The 21194-nt window shown below is 36.1% G+C and carries 17 protein-coding genes; all 17 read left to right on the top strand.

Going from position 1 to position 21194, the window contains the following annotated elements; genetic code table 11:
- The 17 genes from HMPREF2963_RS08430 to galE all read left to right on the top strand — a co-directional run bounded on the left by HMPREF2963_RS08430 (position 1) and on the right by galE (position 21081).
- Entirely contained in the window at positions 1-2988 is a 2988-nt protein-coding gene (locus tag HMPREF2963_RS08430; protein WP_070669388.1) for a rhamnan synthesis F family protein, read from the top strand.
- Positions 2960-4267: a DUF2142 domain-containing protein gene (locus HMPREF2963_RS08435; protein WP_070669389.1), complete on the top strand. Its 1308-nt coding sequence runs from the start codon at positions 2960-2962 to the stop codon at positions 4265-4267. Before HMPREF2963_RS08430 ends, HMPREF2963_RS08435 begins: the two co-directional genes overlap by 29 nt.
- A gap of 3 nt (positions 4268-4270) precedes the next feature.
- The gene (locus HMPREF2963_RS08440; protein WP_070669390.1) at positions 4271-5518 is read left to right on the top strand and encodes a glycosyltransferase family 4 protein; all 1248 of its coding nucleotides are present in this window, start codon (positions 4271-4273) and stop codon (positions 5516-5518) included.
- A 185-nt stretch (positions 5519-5703) separates the two neighbouring features.
- On the top strand, positions 5704-6852 hold the full coding sequence (gene cps2T, locus HMPREF2963_RS08445; RefSeq protein WP_070669391.1) for a beta 1-4 rhamnosyltransferase Cps2T: 1149 nt from the start codon (positions 5704-5706) through the stop codon (positions 6850-6852).
- A complete protein-coding gene (locus HMPREF2963_RS08450; RefSeq protein WP_049482562.1) occupies positions 6849-7784 on the top strand; it encodes a glycosyltransferase family 2 protein in 936 nt (311 codons plus the stop codon). Before cps2T ends, HMPREF2963_RS08450 begins: the two co-directional genes overlap by 4 nt.
- A 2-nt stretch (positions 7785-7786) precedes the next feature.
- A complete protein-coding gene (locus HMPREF2963_RS08455) occupies positions 7787-8593 on the top strand; it encodes an ABC transporter permease (protein WP_150202626.1) in 807 nt (268 codons plus the stop codon).
- Positions 8593-9795 (top strand): ABC transporter ATP-binding protein, encoded by a 1203-nt coding sequence (locus HMPREF2963_RS08460; protein WP_006270670.1) that lies wholly within the window; start codon positions 8593-8595, stop codon positions 9793-9795. Before HMPREF2963_RS08455 ends, HMPREF2963_RS08460 begins: the two co-directional genes overlap by 1 nt.
- Before the next feature lie 14 nt (positions 9796-9809).
- A complete protein-coding gene (locus HMPREF2963_RS08465; protein ID WP_070669393.1) occupies positions 9810-11477 on the top strand; it encodes a rhamnan synthesis F family protein in 1668 nt (555 codons plus the stop codon).
- Positions 11477-13942: an LTA synthase family protein gene (locus tag HMPREF2963_RS08470; RefSeq protein ID WP_070669394.1), complete on the top strand. Its 2466-nt coding sequence runs from the start codon at positions 11477-11479 to the stop codon at positions 13940-13942. Before HMPREF2963_RS08465 ends, HMPREF2963_RS08470 begins: the two co-directional genes overlap by 1 nt.
- Before the next feature lie 343 nt (positions 13943-14285).
- The gene (locus HMPREF2963_RS08475; protein WP_003068665.1) at positions 14286-14975 is read left to right on the top strand and encodes a tRNA (adenine(22)-N(1))-methyltransferase; all 690 of its coding nucleotides are present in this window, start codon (positions 14286-14288) and stop codon (positions 14973-14975) included.
- Entirely contained in the window at positions 14962-15759 is a 798-nt protein-coding gene (locus tag HMPREF2963_RS08480) for a Nif3-like dinuclear metal center hexameric protein (RefSeq protein WP_070669395.1), read from the top strand. The genes HMPREF2963_RS08475 and HMPREF2963_RS08480 overlap by 14 nt, the downstream gene beginning before the upstream one ends.
- Before the next feature lie 12 nt (positions 15760-15771).
- The gene (locus HMPREF2963_RS08485; RefSeq protein ID WP_070669396.1) at positions 15772-16869 is read left to right on the top strand and encodes an NAD(P)/FAD-dependent oxidoreductase; all 1098 of its coding nucleotides are present in this window, start codon (positions 15772-15774) and stop codon (positions 16867-16869) included.
- Positions 16870-17340 (top strand): 8-oxo-dGTP diphosphatase, encoded by a 471-nt coding sequence (locus tag HMPREF2963_RS08490; RefSeq protein ID WP_070669397.1) that lies wholly within the window; start codon positions 16870-16872, stop codon positions 17338-17340.
- 142 nt (positions 17341-17482) lie between these two features.
- Positions 17483-18352 carry a glucose-1-phosphate thymidylyltransferase RfbA gene (gene rfbA / locus HMPREF2963_RS08495; RefSeq protein ID WP_070669398.1) on the top strand — a complete coding sequence of 290 codons (870 nt, stop codon included), beginning with the start codon at positions 17483-17485 and terminating at the stop codon, positions 18350-18352.
- Positions 18353-18355: 3 nt separating this feature from the next.
- Positions 18356-18949, top strand: coding sequence for a dTDP-4-dehydrorhamnose 3,5-epimerase family protein (locus HMPREF2963_RS08500; protein ID WP_020997880.1), 594 nt, complete (start codon positions 18356-18358; stop codon positions 18947-18949).
- A 31-nt stretch (positions 18950-18980) separates the two neighbouring features.
- The gene (rfbB, locus tag HMPREF2963_RS08505; RefSeq protein ID WP_070669399.1) at positions 18981-20027 is read left to right on the top strand and encodes a dTDP-glucose 4,6-dehydratase; all 1047 of its coding nucleotides are present in this window, start codon (positions 18981-18983) and stop codon (positions 20025-20027) included.
- 34 nt (positions 20028-20061) lie between these two features.
- Positions 20062-21081 (top strand): UDP-glucose 4-epimerase GalE, encoded by a 1020-nt coding sequence (gene galE / locus HMPREF2963_RS08510; RefSeq protein ID WP_006270663.1) that lies wholly within the window; start codon positions 20062-20064, stop codon positions 21079-21081.
- Positions 21082-21194 lie beyond the last annotated feature (113 nt).

Consider the following 21194-nt stretch of genomic DNA (forward strand, 5'->3'; position numbering starts at 1 on the left):
ATGAAAGATTTAATATCTGTCGTTGTGACATGCTACAACCATGAAGACTATATTGAGCAATGCTTGCGCAGTATTTTTAAGCAGAGCTACAGAAATATTGAACTTTTTGTTTTAAATGATGGCTCTACAGATAAGTCTGCTCAGATTATTCAAGAAACTCTGGTAGATTCTCCTTTTCCAACACAATTTAAAAGCCATGAGAATATGGGTTTGGTCATGACCCGCAATAAAGGCTTAGGTCTGATTAATGGAGAATTTTTTCTTTTTGTGGATAGTGATAACTTTTTAGATGAAGCTTATATTGAGAAATGCCATCAAAAGCTCTGTCAAGCAGGCGCGGACATCGCCTATAGCGATTTATATGACCCAGAAAGAGAAAAAATATATTTAAAGGGACAGCCCTTTGATTTATCCTCTTTTTTGGAGAGAAGTTATATCGATAGTTGTTCCTTGGTTCGAACAGAAATAGTTAAAGGTGTAGTTTATGATGTGGAACTCAACTATAAGAAGCTAGAGGATTATGATTTTTGGCTTAATTTAATTATCAACAGACAAGCTGTTCCAATCTATGTTCAAGATACGAAATTAAATTATCGAGTTCTTGAAAGCTCCATGTCTCAGAGAAATTCTACCAAGTATTATTTTGACGTTTATCTTTATGTTTTAAAAAAATATCTAGATAAAATACCTAAGGAAGTTTATCAGGCTCTGAGCGACAATATCTTTACTTTAGAAGGACGGCTGGATGATTTAATCCAGCATACTGCCAAGGTAGCTGACTATGTTTCTGAATTAAAAGGAGAATTAAGCACTGCAAAAGAAACTATCAAAACTTTGAAAATAAATGTGAAAAAGATTAAATATCAGAGAGATGAAGCGATTGAAGAGCAGTTTGAAATTCGTCGTTCTATTTCCTATCGTTTAGGAAATGCAATGATTACACCTCTAAAATATATGGGGCAGATTATTCGGAACCCTAGAAACATAAAAGGTGTTCTTAGTCTGATGAAACAGCAGCTAATTCGACTGAAAAGAAAGGCAAAATCTCCTAAGACATATTATTATCAACTATTGCGCAATTCTCAACGTAAGCAGATTGCAAATTTAAATGGAAAAAAAGTGCTCATTTATGTTATTTTTGAATCTGAAAGACGTTTACAGCAATATAAAATCCTCTTTTTAGAGAAATTAGCGGTTTTAGCTGATGAGACTTTAATTGTAGTGAATGGTGAGTTGCTTGCAGAAGATATAAAAATTTTAGAGAAATATGGTCAAGTGTTAACAAGAGATAATATTGGTTATGATACAGCAGCTTTTCGTGAGGGAATTTTGTCTCTTGGAAAGGATAAGTTGCAACAATATTCTCAGTTAATGCTAGTGAATGATACTAATATTGGTCCAATGAGAGATTTAACAGCAGTCTTTCAATCTATGATTGAAAAAAATCTTGATTTCTGGGGCATTTCTTATGGAGAAACACAAGAAGATATTACAGGATTTAATAAGTACGGTTATATCCCTGAACATTTACAATCATATTTTCTTGTCATTGAGCCTTTGCTACTTCGGTCAGAAGCTTTCTATAATTATTGGGAACAATTGACCGATACTGATTCGCGTGATGAGGCTATTGGAAAACATGAAACAATTTTTACCAAACATTTTGCAGACCTGGGCTATCGTTATGATGCACTCGTTCATGAAAATAAAGATTCAGCTATGTATATTCACCCCTTAAAAATGTTAGAAGCTGGAAGTCCTCTAGTTAAATACACTGCTTTACGAAATTATGACGATCAGCAGTTTCTATGGCAAGGATTGGAAAGAGAATCTGAAATAGGTGATTTGTTAGAGTATATTCAAGAGAAGACAGATTACCCTGTCGCCATTCTTGAAAATATAATTAAAAAATTTAAAGAAATTCCAAGAAATCAGTACATCTTAATCATCGATGGAGTAGAAAATATCATTCCTCAATGTACCCGCTATCGTGTTTTGAATAAGGCTGAACAGCTTAGAAAAAACGGTTTTGCTGTTAAGGTAGTAAATGCCTCTGAGTTTCAGGTTTCGCAAGCTCAATATGCTAGCCATATCATTATTTATCGTGCTTCTTGGTCTATCCAATTACAGCTTCTATGTGATTTGGCTAAGAGTGAAAATAAGCCAGTATATTTTGACATTGATGACTTGGTGTTTGATACAGTTTACACAGATCAATTAAGTTATACACAGGGCTTGTCTGAAAAAGAAAAAGGCAATTATGATGCCGGAGTTAGAAATTATGGAAAGATGTTGGCGGCTTGTGATGGAGCCATTACTTCAACCAATCAACTGAAAGAAGAATTACTCAAGTATCAGGATATAGTTTTGTTAAATAGAAATTTAGCTTCGAGTGAATTGATGGAAGTTAGCTCATGTTTTATCAAGGATTACAATCAGCAAAGCCAACAAGTTAAGATTGGCTATTTCTCAGGGTCAATTAGTCATAACGAGAACTTTGAATTGATAAAGCCGGCTCTTAAAAAGCTGCTAGAAGCGTATCCATTTATCGAACTTCATATTGTAGGACATCTAGATATTCCGACAGATATGAAAGTTTATGAGCAACAGATTATTGTTCATGATTATGTTGATTGGAAGACTTTACCACAGTTGATTAGTCAGGTAGACATTAATTTGGCACCTCTGGTAGATTCAATTTTCAACCGTGCTAAATCTGAGATCAAATGGTTAGAAGCAGCAATGGTTAAAGTTCCTACAATTGCTAGTGATATAGGTGCTTTTGCAGATATGGTGATAGATGGTCAGACGGGGCTTTTAGCCAAAGAGGACGAATGGAAAGAGAAGCTAGACAGCTTGATTTTTTCAGCTGAACTGCGGCAGAAATTGGCAGAAAATGCCTATCATTTTGTTTTAGAAAATTGCAGTTTAGATAACAAAGATGAAATGGTGACATATTTTGAAAAGAATAAAAACAATAAAAGTTGAAACAATCTTCTTGATATTAGCGAGTATTTTTATCCTGACGTTTATGATTGTCCAGCCAATCAATCGTGTACCTGATGAAAGTAATCATGCTCGCATGACTTGGGAAGTTTTTCATAAACCCACATCCGAAACTTATAAATGGATGGAGAAGATTCCTGCTACACCAGATGTTTCTCCTAAGGACTACAAACAATTATTTACTAAAAAAATTGCTTTATCAAAAGAAACATTTTCTTTTAGATTCACTCTAAAATCCCTCTCTTTTCTTCCTCAGTTAATTGGAATGACTCTTGGAAGTTTCCTTTATCCCTCTGTTGGTGTAATTGTCATGATGGGACGTCTTTTTAATGCTTTGGCTTACGTTATAGGAATTTACTTTCTTATTAAGTATTTTAAATATGGTAAGAAAGCTCTGCTTTTTATTTCCCTTTTGCCTATTATGGTTCAGCAAGCTGCTTCACTGTCTTATGATGTGATGAATTACTTGGAGATTATGCTGGTAATTGGCTTTTTCACTAATATTGCTTATAAAAAGAAATTTACAAATAAGAATTTGCTTGAATTGTTCTTTATTTCAATTGGACTCTTTATAACCAAGCCTAATAATTTACTTTTGCTGGGATTATTGCCGTTTATTGATTTTGAATTTGAAGGTTTTTTATCAGCTCTAAATAGAGGTTTTTTAGCAACAAAAAACTTTGTTGATCGTTATCGCTATGTTTTCTATATATTGGGATTTATTGCATTTTTCTTAGCACTTCATCTGGCTTTTCGCAATCAAGGCGGATTAATGCATTACGGTCGGGTTTTGCTTAATACTCTCTTTAAACAGCGTCTAAATGGTGATTTGAATACAATTTTGACGATTGGAATATTTGGGTTCTTGGGAAATTTCACCATCCAATTACCTCTCTGGTTAATTTTTATTGATGTTGCAGTACTTGTCATCATTTTCTTGCAATCCCAAAAGGATTTTATGAGTCGGAGCTACACTATTATGTCTTGTTATCTTTTTGTAGTGCAGGTTATTGCTGTTATCTCTATTATGTATCTACAGTGGACACCGATTGTCCTTGGTAAAAATGCACCAGTGTCCGTAGGGGCTCAAGGTCGCTATTTCACGCCCTTTCTCATTTTGCTACTACCAATAGTCGCAAACTTTGGTGTATTGGAGATAAAGGAAGAAAAAGTTAATAGACTAATGGTTGGTACCTTGATTGTCAACTTCTTGATTTCTCTGTATTTAATGGTACCATTTTATTGGAATTTATTAGGATAAGCTATGAAAAAAACTATATTATTTATTTCCCCAACAGGAACACTAGACAATGGTGCAGAAATATCAATTGTTCATTTGATGGAATATCTAGTGCAAACGGGCCATACCGTCATAAATGCTATTCCCGACTACCATGTGTCAGTTCAGCAGGATTATATGGCAAAACTTGCTAAAAAAGGTATCGAAACACTAGCTTTGCCATCTGTTAAGTGGTGGTGGGAAGATGCACCGGGTGGTTTAGCAGGAACTCATAACGAAAGAGTTATATCCTATCAGGAAAATATTGCTGCACTTAGGAAAATCATTACAAACAAACAAATTGAATTGGTCATTACGAATACAGTTAATATGTTTCAAGGAGCAGTTGCAGCAGCCTGTGAGAATATTCCGCATTTTTGGCTGATTCATGAATTTCCTAATGGAGAGTTTGGCTATTATAAAGAAAAATTAACTTTCATAACTGATTACTCACAGGAAATTTTTGCTGTAAGAGGCGCTCTACAAAGGCAGCTGAAAGAATTGCTACCCAAGCAGAGTATCTTATCTTTTGCGCCTTTTACACAAATTGTTTCTACTGGAATTAAGGGAAAAGACGCAGCAAAACGTCGCATTGTGTCCGTTGGTCGCTTAACTGAACGGAAAAACCAATTAGAATTGATTAAAGCTTATAGTAAGTTACCTCATCCTAGTCCAGAGTTGATTTTTATTGGTGCTTGGGATGAAGAATATAAGAAAAAATGTGAGGCTTACATAGCAGAAAAGAACCTTAAAAATATTCATTTTTTAGGTCATAGAGACCAGCCTTGGGAAGAAGTGACAGCCGCAGATCTTGCTGTCTTCCCTTCAGCTATGGAAACTTTTGGTTTGGTTTATATTGAAGCTATCATGAACGGAATTCCAGTCATTATCTCGGATAATTTGGGTCATTTGTCGGCTTATGAAATTTTTGAAGAAGGGCAGCTATATCCATCGGGAAATGTGGAAATTCTCACTGAGCGAATAAAAGAAGCTTTGGATTCATTTGAACAGTTAAAAGAAAACTCTTTAGCTAATCTAGAAAAGATTCGCAGCCTTTATACTGTTCAGGAAGTTTATTATGAGATATTGGACCGGATTGAAAACCTGACATTTACTGATGGAAATTCCTTGTATCACCTGAAATTTTTATTTGAGTCATCTGTTTCTGCTTATCCTACAAGTTCTTTTTTGAAAAAATTAAAGAAAAAATTGTGTTTAATCCTACAAGAGTAGAGGGTCAGGATGATAAAATCATTCTGTTTGAGTTTTTTGGTATCGCATCAGAAAAAGACGGATAAATCAGTATTCTAGTTCATACTATTGGCTGTTTTAACCGCCTTTTTATTTATTGTATTACACAAACGATTTATAAAGTGATATAATAGATTAGATTGCAAAATCTTGAAATGAGGAAAATCATGCAACATGTATTCATTATTGGAAGTCGTGGTCTTCCTGCAAAGTACGGTGGATTTGAGACTTTTGTAGAAAATTTGGTTGAACATCAAATTTCATCACATATTCAGTATCATGTGGCTTGTTTATCAGATGATGAAGCTTATCATCATTTTGATTACAAAGGCGTAGATTGTTTTACGATTAAAGCGCCAAAACTTGGTCCAGCTCGCGTTATTGCCTATGATATGATGGCAATTAACTATGCTTTGAAGTTAGTGAAAAATCAAAAAATTGATCAACCGATTTTTTATATTTTAGGGAATACAATTGGAGCTTTTATCGCACCTTTTGCTCGAAAAATTCATCATGCTGGTGGTGTCTTTTATATCAATCCTGATGGACTTGAATGGAAACGAGCTAAGTGGTCCAAGTCCGTTCAAAATTACCTTAGATATTCTGAGAAAATGATGACTAAACATGCCGATTTAGTCATTTCGGACAATCAAGGAATTGAAACCTATATCAAAAAGTCCTATCCATGGTCTAAAACGACTTTTATCGCTTATGGAACAGATTTGTGCTTGTCGTCTTTAACTATTCAGGATGAAAAAGTCCGACACTTTTTTGACACATGGGCAAGTAAGGAAAAAAGCTATTATTTGATTGTTGGACGTTTTGTTCCAGAAAATAACTATGAAATTATCATTCGTGAGTTTATGAAGTCACAGACGCAACGAGATTTACTGATTGTCTGCAATCATCAAGGCAGTGCTTATTTTGAAGAACTACGACAAAAAACAAATTTTGACCAAGATGAGCGAATTAAGTTTGTTGGAACCATTTATGATCAAGATTTATTGAAGTATATTCGCAATCAAGCTTTTGCTTATATTCATGGTCACGAAGTCGGAGGAACCAATCCTGGACTGTTAGAGGCGCTAGCTCAGACAGATTTGAATTTAGTGCTGGGTGTTGACTTTAATCAACAAGTGGCAAAAGAAACAGTTCTTTACTGGGATAAGAAAGAAGATAGCCTAGTTGATCTCCTTCATCAGGTAGATAAACAGTCCGACTTTTCAGACCAAGGTCAAGCTGCCAAAGAAAATATGAAAGAAAACTACACCTGGGAAAAAATTGTGGGTGAATACGAGGAATTATTTTTATCATGAAAGTGACGATTCTCATGTCCACCTACAATGGTGAGCGGTTTTTAGCAGAACAAATTGAGAGCATTAGGCAACAGACCTATACAGACTGGCAGCTGTTAATTCGAGATGACGGATCTAAGGACAGGACACGTGAGATTATTCAAGATTTTTGTCAAAAAGATAATCGCATTCATTTTGTCAATCCTGATAGCGTTGAAAATCTTGGTGTTATCAAAAGTTTCTTTCATCTTTTGAAACATCAAATGTCAGATGTCTACTTTTTTAGTGACCAGGATGATGTTTGGTTGCCTGAGAAAGTAGAAATGCAGCTAGAAGAAGCGATTAAATACGATGATAATCAGCCTTTATTGGTTTACACGGATTTAAAAGTTGTTGATCAAGAGTTAAATGTCGTACATGAAAGTATGATTCGAACACAGTCGGATCATGCAAATACAGAATTGCTTCAGGAAATAACAGAAAATACTGTGACTGGTGGCGTTTCGATGATTAATCAAGCTCTAGCTGACTTATGGACTGGGCAGGAGGAGTATGACTTACTCATGCACGACTGGTATTTGGCTTTGCTGGCAGCAGCCTTTGGCCACTTAGTCTATATAGATCGACCAAGTGAATTGTATCGGCAACATTCAAATAATGTTTTAGGTGCAAGAACACTCAGAAAAAGAATGCAAAATTGGATTCGCCCGCATATCCTCTTTGCAAAATATTGGAATCTCATCCAAGCGAGTCAAAAACAAGCAAAAAACTTATTGGGGTTATCATTGAGCCCTGCTAATAAAGAAATTATAGAAAATTTTGTAACGATTATGGAAGTACCTTTGACAGAACGATATAAGCGTCTACGGAAATATGGCTTCCGAAAAAATCGTGCTTTCCATACTTTTGTCTTCACCACTTTAATTCTCACAAAATTTGCTTATAAGGAGTAATGATGGACTTATTTAGTCGAAAAAATATGATTCTCTTACACGAGATGATTAAAACAGATTTTAAATTACGGTATCAAGGAAGTTTGATTGGGCATTTATGGTCCATTTTGAAACCTTTTATGCTATTTACAATTATGTATTTAGTATTTGTTCGATTTTTGAAATTTGACGATGGAACTCCTCATTATGCAGTAGGATTGTTGCTAGGAATGGTAACTTGGAGTTTCTTTACAGAAGCTACCAATATGGGAATGCTATCGATTGTTTCACGTGGAGATTTGCTGAGAAAATTAAATTTCTCTAAATCAATTATTGTTTTTTCAGCCATTGCCGGTGCAGCTATTAACTATGCAATAAATATTTTAGTAGTCTTTGTATTTGCTCTGATTAATGGAGTTTCTATAAATGCAGGTTGGTTGATTATTATTCCTTTGTTTGTGGAATTGATTTTAATGGCTACAGGAGTTTCTTTGGCGTTATCTACTCTATTTGTTAAATATCGGGATATTGGTCCGATTTGGGAAGTTGTATTGCAGGCTGGTATGTACGCAACGCCTATTATTTACTCTTTAACATTTATTCTTCAGCGTGGACAAGTAACTATCGCTAAATTGATGATGCTCAATCCTTTGGCACAGATTATTCAGGATTTGCGACATTTTGTGGTTTATTCTGGAAGTATGAGAGGTTGGGATTTGATTAACACCCCTTGGATTGCAGCGTTTCCTTATGTGTTGCCAGTTTTAATTTTTGTCTTTGGTCTATATATTTTTAATAAAAATGCTAAGAGGTTTGCGGAGATTTTATAATGTCGAATAATATTGCAGTAAAAATTGATCATGTTAGTAAATTTTTTCGTTTGCCAACAGAAGCAACTCAAAGTTTAAGGACTAGTTTGGTCAATCGTTTTAAAGGAATCAAGGGTTATAAAGAGCAACATGTGTTAAAAGATATTTCCTTTGAAGTTGAAAAAGGTGATTTCTTTGGGATTGTTGGTCGAAATGGTTCTGGTAAGTCGACGCTTTTGAAAATTATTTCAGAGATTTATGTTCCTGAGAAGGGAACGGTGACTATTGATGGAAAGCTAGTTTCCTTTATTGAGCTAGGAGTTGGTTTCAATCCTGAGCTAACAGGTAGAGAAAATGTCTATATGAATGGTGCCATGCTTGGATTTTCTACTGAAGAGATAGACACTATGTATGATGATATTGTTGAATTTGCAGAACTTGAAGAATTCATGAATCAGAAACTGAAGAATTATTCTAGCGGAATGCAAGTCCGTTTAGCTTTTTCGGTTGCTATTAAAGCTCAGGGAGATATTCTCATTCTTGATGAAGTGTTAGCAGTGGGTGATGAAGCTTTTCAACGCAAGTGCAATGATTATTTTATGGAACGCAAAAAATCTGGAAAAACCACTATCCTAGTAACCCATGACATGAATGCAGTGAAAAAATATTGCAATAAAGCAGTTTTGATTGAAGACGGGCTAATCAAAGTGGTTGGTGCACCGGATGATGTTGCAAACCAGTATAGTCTTGATAATGCCAGCCAGAAAAAAGCCTTAAATGACGACTTTACTGCAGAGCATGAAGCTATCTCTGATTTAAAGGTTGAACTCTTGACTCCTGCACAAATAACTCCGAATCAAGAAATCAAATTTGAAATTTCGTATCAGGTAAAACAAGATATTCCGACTTATATCGCTTTTTCTTTGACTGATATTGACCGCAGTATTTGGATTTACAATGATAATTCTTTTGATGATATGACAAATGGAAAAGGCGAGAAGAGATTTGTATATACTTGTTCACTTGCTGAAGTAAATGATATCAAGCTTAAATTGCAAGTATCAGTCCGAGACCATCATGATCAAATCCTTGCTTTTGCCAATTCAAAGAATACTCCCATTATCCTTATCAATCGTAACGATATTTCTGATGATGACATATCAGCAAAAGACTCTGCGACTGGCTTGATTCAGCGGAATGGAAGTTGGATAATTTCACAATAGAATAAGGTGATTCTATGGAGCGAATACTACTGTATACTCATTTTAACAAACTACATCAAGTGAGTGGTCATGTATTTTACCAATTAAAACAGATAAAACCGTTATTTTCTACGGTTGTCTTTATTTCAAATAGCCCTTTAGAAAAAGATGACAAGACTAAGTTGCAAAAAGAATTAAATATTGATATCGTGATTGAGCGAGACAATACCGGATTTGATTTTGCAGCTTGGCGTGATGGGATGCAGTTCATTGGCTTTGACAAAATACAAGGCTATGATTCTCTTACCATTATGAATGATACTTGTTTTGGTCCCCTATGGGATTTGCAAAAAATATATGAAGATATGGAAGCAAATCAGATAGTTGATTTCTGGGGAATGACGAATTTCCGAAAGACAAAATATTTTAAAGAGCACTTACAAAGTTATTTTGTATCGTTTAAACAGTCTATGCTTGGAACAGAGGTTTTTCAAAGGTTTTGGTCACAAATAAAAGAATTTACAGATGTTCAGAGTGTTATAGATCAATACGAGACACAGTTTACGATGTATTTTCAAAAAGAAGGCTTTTATTATCAGACATTCTATGATACTCGCCGAGAAGAAGCAGGAGGGCTGGTGCATCCTGACTTTTCTTATTATAAACCACAAACTATTCTTGAAAAGAAAGTTCCCTTTTTAAAAGTAAAAGCTATTGATGGCAATCCATTTTTAGTTGCCTATCTTTTAGAGAAGATAAAAGCAACTTCTTCTTATCCTGTTTCGTTGATCATTGAGCATATGCGTGAATATTTTTTTCCAGATGCTCCTTATCTTTTAAAAGGGAAGCTTCTTAGACAGCCTAAGGAAGCAATTTCTATTCCTAAAGATGTTGTACTACATATTCATGTGACAAATTTGACAATTTTTGAGCAATTTATCCCTAAATTTGTGAATCTATTTCCTCAATTTGAGTATTTACTAACAACACCTGATCAAAAGATAGCTAAGCAACTCAGTTATGATGTAAATGGGATTTCTGGCAAAAGTCAAATAGTATTAACGCAAGAGCAGCACCCTTTATTAGCCATGTTTGCTCAAGCTGAACAATTAAAAGCATACCAATATATTGGTCATCTATCTACTCATACTTTGGTTACTGAAACGGTTGATTTGGATGAGTGGATGCGAAGCGAATTATTGGATATGATGATTGAAAATTCCAGCAATAGTCTCCATGCTTTGAAACATTGTTCTGATTTGGGTCTTATCCTACCTGACCTTCCAAGCATAGTCCGAAATGGTTTATTTTATCAGGAGCCTCTTAAAGAAGAGATGGGGAAAATCTGGAAAACATTATCTTGTCGCAAATCATTTACATTTACTGATACAGCAACTCTGACGAGAGTCTACGGTGGCTTTATGTGGTTTAAGTATGAAGCCTTAGAGCCTTTCTTTAAAATGCGTTTGGAGAACTTGAGTTGTTATTCGCTTCAGGAGAAATCAACTATTTTAGAAAATTTACTGGTGTATGTTGTTTGGGACAAAAATTATGATTTTCAAATCATGCCTTTATCACAGTCATATCCATCATTATTAGATTTGCAATATTTAAATAATCAATTAGTGAAACAGCAAGAAACTTTAAAAGATAAAAAAAGTATTGTAAAACGACTTGCTAGATTCATTGGTAAGGAAGTATAATGAAATTTTTACGAAAAAATTTTGAGCAAATTAGTTTTATTCTGATTAGCTTTTTGATGCTTGATGTGACTATTGTGAATATTAGTATGGCATTAAGCAGTCATACTAATATAATGACTTATCCTTTTTTAGGAGTAGAAATTTTACTATCTAGTCTTTTATTATTTGGTATTAGTTTTCTTATTTCTAATTTGTTATATAAGAAACTGATAAGTTGGGCTATTATTATTTATTTTTTATACACTAGTTTTTCTTATTTACTGCAAGTGACTAGAAATGTTAATGATCCGTCATTTAAAGTTGAAAAAATATTTCAAAATCATTTTTTACAGCTATATTTTTTACCAGTTTTATTTGTGATTACCGTCATGGTTGTTCTGTATAAATTGGTTTTTAAATTAAAGAGATGGACTACTTTTGAAGGATTACACATTGATGAAAGCAATTCAAACAGGATAGAAGATTTACTTTTAGCTCAATTCTTGTTATCCCTTGTCTTTTCTGATAATAAATTTTTGAATGTTATTACAAAGACAGGATTTTTAAGTAAATTTTATAAAGAGAAACTTCAGATAAATGAATTATTTGTTTTTTCGCTCACTAGTCTAATATTCTTGATATTTGCGATTGGTTCTGTGCTTAGTTTTTTAGCAGTAAAAGGAATGAGAGATCTCTACAAAAATAAAAACAGTGTTTCCGTTACTGTTCTATTTAGCGCCGTTTTTGCCATGATATTTAACTATACAATACAAAATAGTATTAGAGGGGATATATCGGTTTTAGACCTTCGCTTATTTGCAGGAGCTAGTCTGTTTCAAATTATTATCTTTTTTATAACTTTCGTTTGGCTATATGTGATTTTTAATAGATTTCTTCTACCGACTATGCTCATTTTAACAGTAGGAGTAGGGAGTTCCATTGCTAGTTCTTTAAAATTTCAATACCGCCAGGAACCGATTTTACCAAGTGACCTCGTGTGGCTACGAAATCCAAAAATATTACTTGATTTTCTTAATGGTCATTATATTATTTATGTTATTCTGGCTTTGTTGCTTCTCGGATTTCTTTATTGGATTTTTAGAAAAAAGATTCTACCAAATAAAATGATTCTAAGCACAAAATATCGTATGATTTTGCTTGTCTTGCCAATTATTTTTTACTTAGGGCTGTTTCAGGTGTTTTCTTCTAAAAAGGATGGGAAAATTACTGAAAATATCCCAGTAGTCTCTATCTTAAACAATTATCATGATTTAACATGGTTTGGAAATACTGTCAATTCGCAAATCCGTTCTTTAGCATTTGTGTGGTTTGCTCAGTTGTCAGATACTACTATGACACGTCCTAAACAATATTCCAAAAAAACAATTAAAAATTTAGAGGAAAAATATAAGCATATTGCTGCAAATTATAATCAATCCAGAATCGAGAAAATTGAAAACCAGACAGTAATCTATCTCCTGAGCGAAAGTTTTTCTGATCCTGCTCGTGTTGAAGGGGTTACGATGTCAGAAAATCCAATTCCAAATATTCAAGAAATTAAAAATCAAACTACAAGTGGCTTAATGAAATCAGATGGCTATGGCGGCGGTACTGCCAATATGGAATTTCAAACACTGACAGGGCTTCCCTTCTACAACCTCTCTCCGTCAATTTCCGTCATTTACACAGAAGTAGTGCCTGGAATGAACAAATTTCCATCAATCAGTGATTTTTATAATCGAAAGAATCGTACAGTTATCCACTTAGCTTCGCCAAGTAACTATTCCAGAAATATTATCTATAATGATTTAGGATTTAATAAATTTATCCATTATGGAACCAAAGGGTTGAAGGGGGAGAACATTGGCGGCAATTATAGTGATAAAACAACATATGACCAAGTCTTAAAGAATTTGAAAGAAAACCAAAGTCAGTTCTTTTCTGTCATGACAATGCAAAATCATATGCCTTGGACAGAGCCCAATCCTGTGACTATATCTGCTAATTATGCTGGTTTTTCTGATACCGACAATCAAACTTTGTCCAACTATGTTAGGATGTTGCATCACACAGACATTGCTACAAAAGACTTTTTGGCTCAACTTTCAAAAATAAACAAAAAGATTACAGTTGTTTTTTACGGAGATCATTTACCAGGGCTTTATCCACAGTCAGCTTTCAAAAATAACCCAGATAGTCAATATTTAACAGATTATTTTGTCTGGAGTAATTACGATACTCCTAAGTTAAATTATCCTGTTGTAAATTCGAGTGATTTCACAGCTCTGCTTTTAGAACAGACGAATTCAAAAGTGTCCCCTTATTATGCTTTATTAACAGAAGTTTTGCATAAGGCTAGTGTTGATAAAAAAGATTTAGATGTAGAAGGGCAGCAAATTGCAAAAGACCTAAAACTAATTCAGTATGATATGGTGGCTGGTAAAGGCTATTTGTCAAAGAATTTTTTCAAAGTACATAGTGAATAAAAGTTGTAATATGTGGTTTTGGAATTACATCATTAGTTGGAAAAAGCCAACCATTATCAATCTCCATCTAAAATGGACGAAAATTATACTAGTTAATAAGACTTGACTCCTATGCATATAGAGGTCAAGTCTTTAATTTTTTATGGTCTGTCATAGTTATATGAATCCAGATAATCTCTAATTTGAATAAGTGTTTTCTCTGTATTGCAAGGTGGACATAATCACAAAGTTTCTTCCGTTTGGCTTGACAAGTGGATGATTGATTCCTTTGGGATAAGCTCTTTTTTTAGTTCTTTAAAAATGATATACTAAAATAAAACAATTATGTTAGAAATGAGTTGTTATGCAAGTAAAGAATATCTCAAAGCGATTGGGGAAAGTGGCTAGTTTTGTTCCACAGGGTGCTAAAATTTTGGATGTAGGGAGTGATCATGCTTATTTGCCTATTTATTTAATGCAGCAGAGACGAATTGTGTCGGCTATTGCTGGCGAAGTTGTTGATGGGCCTTATCAATCTGCAGTTGCCAATGTGTCGGACAATGAATTGTCCGATAAAATTTCTGTCCGCTTGGCAAATGGTCTGGCAGCTTTTGATGAAAAAGATCAGATCGATGTTATTATCATTGCAGGGATGGGAGGACGATTGATAGCAGATATTTTAGCCAATGGCAGTGCGAAATTGGCATCTGTTAAGCGTCTGATTCTTCAGCCTAACAATCGGGAAGATGAACTTCGCAGGTGGTTGTGTGGTCATGATTTTCAAATTATTGAGGAGACTCTTGTGGAAGAAAATGGGAAATTCTACGAAATCATAATAGCTGAGCAGGGGAAGCAAGTGTTGAATGCTGATCAAGAACGTTTTGGACCATATCTGATGAGAAAGCAGTCGGCTATTTTTCAAGATAGATGGCAGCGGGAAGCAGATAAGCTAGAAAAAGCTCTGGCTAAAATCCCGATGAAAAATCTGGCAGAACGCTCTGCTATATCCCAAAAAATCAACCAAATCAAGGAGGTGCTCCATGCTGGCGAGTGATTTTATTAATCGGTATGAAGCTTACTGCCCTCAGGACTTATCCGAGGAGGGAGATGTTCGAGGATTGCAAATTGGAACTCTGAATAAGGAAGTTAAGCGGGTGCTGGTGGCATTGGATATCCGCGAGCAGACAGTTGCAGAGGCGATTGAAAAGGGAGTGGATTTGATTTTGGTTAAGCATGCTCCAATTTTTCATCCTATTAAAGATTTGGTGGCGGAGCGATCTCAGAATCAGATTTACATCAATCTGATTAAGCATGATATTGCAGTTTATGTCAGCCATACCAATATTGATATTGTAGATGATGGTCTTAATGACTGGTTCTGTGATCTACTGGAAATCACCGATACGGATTATCTTAGCGAAACGGCTCCCGGGCACGGTATTGGTCGTATTGGTAAAATCGCACCTCAGACTTTCGGAGAATTTGCAATCAAGGTTAAGGAAGTTTTTGATTTGGATAGCCTGCGTTTGGTGACTTATTCGGTTGTGGATCTGGAGAGAATGATTGAGAAAGTAGCGATCTGCGGTGGCAGTGGTCAATCCTTGTACAAAGAGGCATTTGTTAAGGGAGCACAAGTTTATATTACAGGCGATATTTACTACCATACAGCACAAGATATGCTAAGTGATGGTCTTTTAGCTTTGGATCCGGGCCATCATATAGAAGTGCTCTTTGTGGAAAAATTAGTTAAAAAGTTTCAAGACTGGAAAGTAGAAGAGGGCTGGGAAGTTGAATTTTTAGCCAGTCAGGTTTCTACAAATCCGTTTAAACATATCTAAGTAGGAAATTGTATGAAAAAAGTAGCGATTATCGGAGCAGGGATTGTCGGATCGACTGCTGCTTATTATCTATCGAAAAATTCTATCTTTCAGGTGACCATTTTTGATCATGGAATAGGTCAGGCAACCAAGGCAGCAGCTGGTATTATCAGCCCATGGTTTTCCAAACGGCGTAATAAAGCGTGGTATCGTATGGCACGACTGGGAGCAGATTTTTATCTGGATTTGATAGCTGATTTACAGAAGGACGGTTTTGCAACGAAGTTTTATCAGCAAACTGGCGTCTTTTTGTTGAAGAAAAAAGAGAAAAGTCTGGAGACGCTCTATGAGTTAGCAAACCAACGGCGGCATGAGTCGCAACTAATTGGTAACTTGCAGTTATTTTCACGAGCGGAAGCAACGGAGTACTTTCCGGGGCTTCAGGGTTTTGACCGGCTGCTCTATGCTTCTGGAGGAGCACGCGTGGAAGGTTCTTTATTGACTCAGATTCTGCTTGCGGCTAGTGGTGCAAACCTAATCCAAAAGAAAGTAAATTTGGATATTCGAGATGATGTTTGCTGGGTTAATCGTTCTTGTTTTGATCAAGTTATATTAGCAACAGGAGCGTGGTTGCCTGAGCTGTTGAAACCACTAGGTTATCAAGTGGATATTCGTCCACAAAAAGGTCAATTACGAGATTATCAGACTGATCTGGTGACAAATGATTATCCAGTGGTCATGCCAGAAGGAGAGCTAGATATTATTCCTTTTCAAAATGGCAAGATCAGTATGGGTGCTACCCACGAAAATGAAATGGGCTATGATTTAAGAGTGGATCAAGACTTGCTGGATAAAATGGAACAGGAAGCTTTTTACTATTTTCCTAGCTTGTCTCAAGCAAACAGAATGAGCGAACGGGTCGGAATTCGAGCCTATACCAGTGACTTTTCTCCCTTTTTTGGTCAGGTGCCAGATCTTTCGCAAGTATTTGCAGCAAGTGGTTTAGGCTCTTCTGGTTTGACGACAGGTCCTCTCATCGGTTATCATTTAGCTCAGATGGTTCAGGGAAAAAGCGGTAGCTTAAATCCAGCGGATTATCCTATTGAAAGATACATTAAGAAAGAGAAATAGATGACAGAAAAAATTTTAAATTGGGTTAATATTTGTGTGAAAAAAGGGGACAAAGTTCTTTTGCTTAACCGCCAGCATGATGATTTTAAAGGCTGGATTCAACCAGGTGGGAAAGTTGAGTTTCCAGAATCTTTTTTTGAAGCAGCTGTGCGAGAGTTGAAAGAGGAAACAGGATTGATAGCTTCGAATTTACAGCTTAAAGGCATTTCAGGTTTTACCAATCCGACAAAAGCAGAGCGTTATGTCTATTATGATTTTCTATGTGAGAATTTTGAAGGAGAACTACTAACAAAATCACGAGAAGGTCAGCCAAAATGGTGGTCAATTGATGAACTGGATTCAATATCTATGCAGGATGATATCAGGGATAGGCTTTCTTTGTACTGGCGCAAAGGATCCTTTGAGTGTATTCACTATTGGGATGAAGAGCATCATTGTATCAAAGAAACCAAGACGATATTGTATGACTGAGTTAGCAATGATTTTAGATTAAATGTAAATCCAAGAAACTCTTACAGGAGTGTGCTTTCAAATTTTAGTTCTTAAGTAAAAAGTGACATCCGCTTTCAAAAATGGTAAAATAAAGAGAATACATTAAGAGAGGAAACTCATTATGAAAGGTATTATTCTTGCAGGCGGCTCTGGTACGCGTTTATATCCTTTGACTAGAGCTGCATCTAAACAACTCATGCCGGTTTATGATAAACCCATGATTTATTATCCGCTATCAACCCTCATGCTGGCTGGTATCAAGGACATCTTGATTATCTCAACCCCGACAGATCTCCCTCGCTTTGAGGACTTGTTGGGTGATGGATCGGAGTTTGGTATCAGACTTTCTTATGCTGAGCAACCAAGTCCAGATGGCTTGGCTCAAGCCTTTATTATCGGTGCTAACTTTATCGGCGATGACCATGTGGCTTTGATTTTAGGTGATAATATTTATCATGGTCCAGGCCTTAGCAAAATGTTGCAAAAAGCTGCTTCTAAAGGAAAGGGAGCTACTGTTTTTGGTTATCAAGTGAAAGATCCAGAGCGTTTCGGTGTGGTTGAATTTGATGAAAATATGAATGCGATCTCTATCGAAGAAAAACCAGAACAACCCCGTTCTAACTACGCAGTTACAGGACTTTATTTCTATGACAATGACGTAGTAGAAATTGCAAAAAATATCAAACCTAGCCCACGTGGAGAGCTGGAAATCACTGATGTCAATAAGGCTTACTTAGACCGCGGTGATTTGTCTGTTGAGCTGATGGGACGAGGTTTTGCTTGGTTAGACACTGGTACACACGAGAGCTTGTTAGAAGCTGCTCAATATATTGAAACCGTCCAACGTATGCAAAATGTTCAAGTAGCAAACTTAGAAGAAATTGCCTACCGTATGGGGTATATTACCAAAGAACAAGTGCATGATTTGGCACAATCGCTTAAAAAGAACGAATACGGTCATTACTTATTGCGTTTGATTGGAGAAGAATAAGACATGTCTGAACAATTTTTTGAAAAAAAATTAGCAGCCCATAAGATTGAAGCTATTCCTGGCATGCTGGAATTTGACATTCCAGTTCATGGGGACAACCGTGGCTGGTTCAAAGAAAACTTTCAAAAAGAAAAAATGGTGCCACTTGGTTTTCCAGAAAGCTTTTTTGCAGAAGGGAAATTGCAAAACAATGTCAGTTTTTCTCGTAAAAATGTTCTCCGTGGTCTTCATGCAGAACCTTGGGATAAGTATATTTCTGTCGCAGATGGCGGTAAAGTTCTTGGTTCTTGGGTTGATTTGCGTGAAGGAGAGACATTCGGAAATACCTACCAAACGGTCATTGATGCCAGCAAGGGAATTTTCGTTCCTCGCGGTGTAGCAAATGGCTTCCAAGTATTGTCAGATACGGTTTCTTATAGTTATTTGGTCAATGATTACTGGGCATTGGAATTGAAGCCTAAGTATGCCTTTGTCAACTATGCTGACCCTACTCTTGAAATTAAATGGGAAAATCTTGACCAAGCAGAAGTCTCTGAAGCAGATAAGAATCATCCAATGCTTAAGGATGTTAAGCCTTTGACCAAAGATATGTTATAATACTCTCAGAAAAATAGGAGAAAATCTTTTCATGACTGAATATAAAAATATTGTAGTGACAGGTGGAGCAGGATTCATCGGCTCTAACTTTGTCCATTATGTCTATAATAACTTTCCAGATGTGCATATCACGGTTCTGGATAAGCTAACTTATGCTGGTAACCGAGCTAACATTGAAGAAATTCTAGGTGATCGCGTGGAGTTAGTCGTTGGAGATATTGCAGATGCAGCAATTGTTGATCAAGTAGCTAAGAATGCGGATGCAATTGTTCACTATGCAGCCGAAAGTCATAATGACAATTCGCTAAATGATCCTCGTCCATTTATCGATACGAACTTTGTTGGAACTTATACGCTTCTTGAAGCAGCTCGTAAATACGACATTCGTTTCCACCATGTGTCGACTGACGAAGTTTACGGAGACCTTCCTCTTCGTGAAGATCTTCCAGGGCACGGTGAAGGACTGGGTGAAAAATTCACACCAGAAACGAAGTACAATCCAAGTTCACCTTATTCGTCAACCAAGGCAGCTTCTGACTTGATTGTCAAAGCTTGGGTACGCTCTTTCGGTGTCAAGGCAACTATTTCTAATTGTTCAAATAACTATGGACCATATCAACACATCGAAAAATTTATTCCGCGCCAAATTACCAATATCCTCTCAGGTATTCGTCCAAAACTTTATGGCGAAGGTAAGAACGTGCGTGATTGGATTCACACGAATGATCACTCATCAGGGGTTTGGACTATTTTGACAAAAGGCCGTATCGGTGAAACCTACTTAATCGGTGCAAATGGTGAGAAGAACAACAAAGAAGTGCTAGAGCTCATTCTCAAAGAAATGGGACAACCGGCTGATGCTTACGATCGTGTAACAGACCGTGCTGGTCACGATTTGCGCTATGCTATTGATGCTAGTAAGTTGCGTAATGAACTTGGCTGGAAACCTGAATTTACTAACTTTGAAGCTGGTTTGAAAGAAACTATAAAATGGTATACAGACCACCAAGATTGGTGGAAAGCTGAAAAAGAAGCTGTCGAAGCTAACTATGCTAAGACTCAAAAAGTGTTGAAATAAACTAGTATTGAAGCTTTGTCTTTAAAGGAGAATCATGAAACATAAAATTTTAGTAACAGGTGGAGCGGGATTTATCGGAACTCACACCGTTATTGAGTTAGTTAATGCTGGACACGAAGTTGTTATTGTTGATAATCTAGTGAACAGCAGTAAAAAAAGTGTAGAAGTTGTAGAACGAATTGTTGGTCAAAAAGTTCCATTTTACCAAGTAGACATTCGTGACAAGAAGGCTTTACTTGAAATTTTTAAAGACGAACAACCGACAGGAGTTATTCATTTTGCAGCCTTGAAAGCAGTCGGTGAATCAACACAGATTCCGCTAACATATTACGAAAACAACATTACAGGAACATTGACATTGTTGCGTGTCATGGAAGAAGTTAAGTGCAAAAATATTATTTTTAGCTCTTCTGCAACAGTTTATGGTGATCCGCAGACTGTTCCAATCTTGGAAGATTTCCCGCTTTCAGTCACGAATCCTTACGGACGTACAAAACTAATGATTGAGGAAATGCTGACAGATATTTACAAAGCTGATTCAAACTGGAATATTGTTTTGCTTCGTTACTTCAACCCAATTGGTGCGCATGAAAGCGGTGATCTGGGCGAAAACCCAAATGGCATTCCAAATAATCTTTTGCCATACGTGACACAGGTTGCAGTTGGAAAATTAAAAGAAGTTCAAGTATTTGGTAATGACTATCCAACAGTTGACGGTACCGGTGTGCGTGATTATATTCACGTGGTGGATTTAGCAAAAGGACATGTCGCAGCTCTTTCAAAACTTGAAGGAGATGCAGGAATGAATATCTACAATCTTGGAACTGGTAAAGGATATTCTGTATTAGAAATCATTCAGAATATGGAAAAAGCAGTAGGTAAGCCAATTCCTTATAAAATTGTTGACCGTCGTCCTGGCGATATTGCCATTTGTTATGCCGACTCTACAAAAGCAAAAGAGGAATTAGGTTGGGAAGCACAATTTGATATTACGCGTATGTGCCAAGACGCTTGGCATTGGCAAAGCAAACATCCAAATGGGTTTGATGACTAAATAAAAGGATATTTCAACTAGTAAGCGAGGTCGGGATAATGGTTTCTCAACCTCGCTTTTTAATAGAAATAAGCCTGACGCATAGTAGTTGATTGCTCAACCTATTGCTTTGA

Source organism: Streptococcus sp. HMSC067A03, assembly GCF_001814295.1.
Lineage (GTDB): Bacteria > Bacillota > Bacilli > Lactobacillales > Streptococcaceae > Streptococcus > Streptococcus constellatus.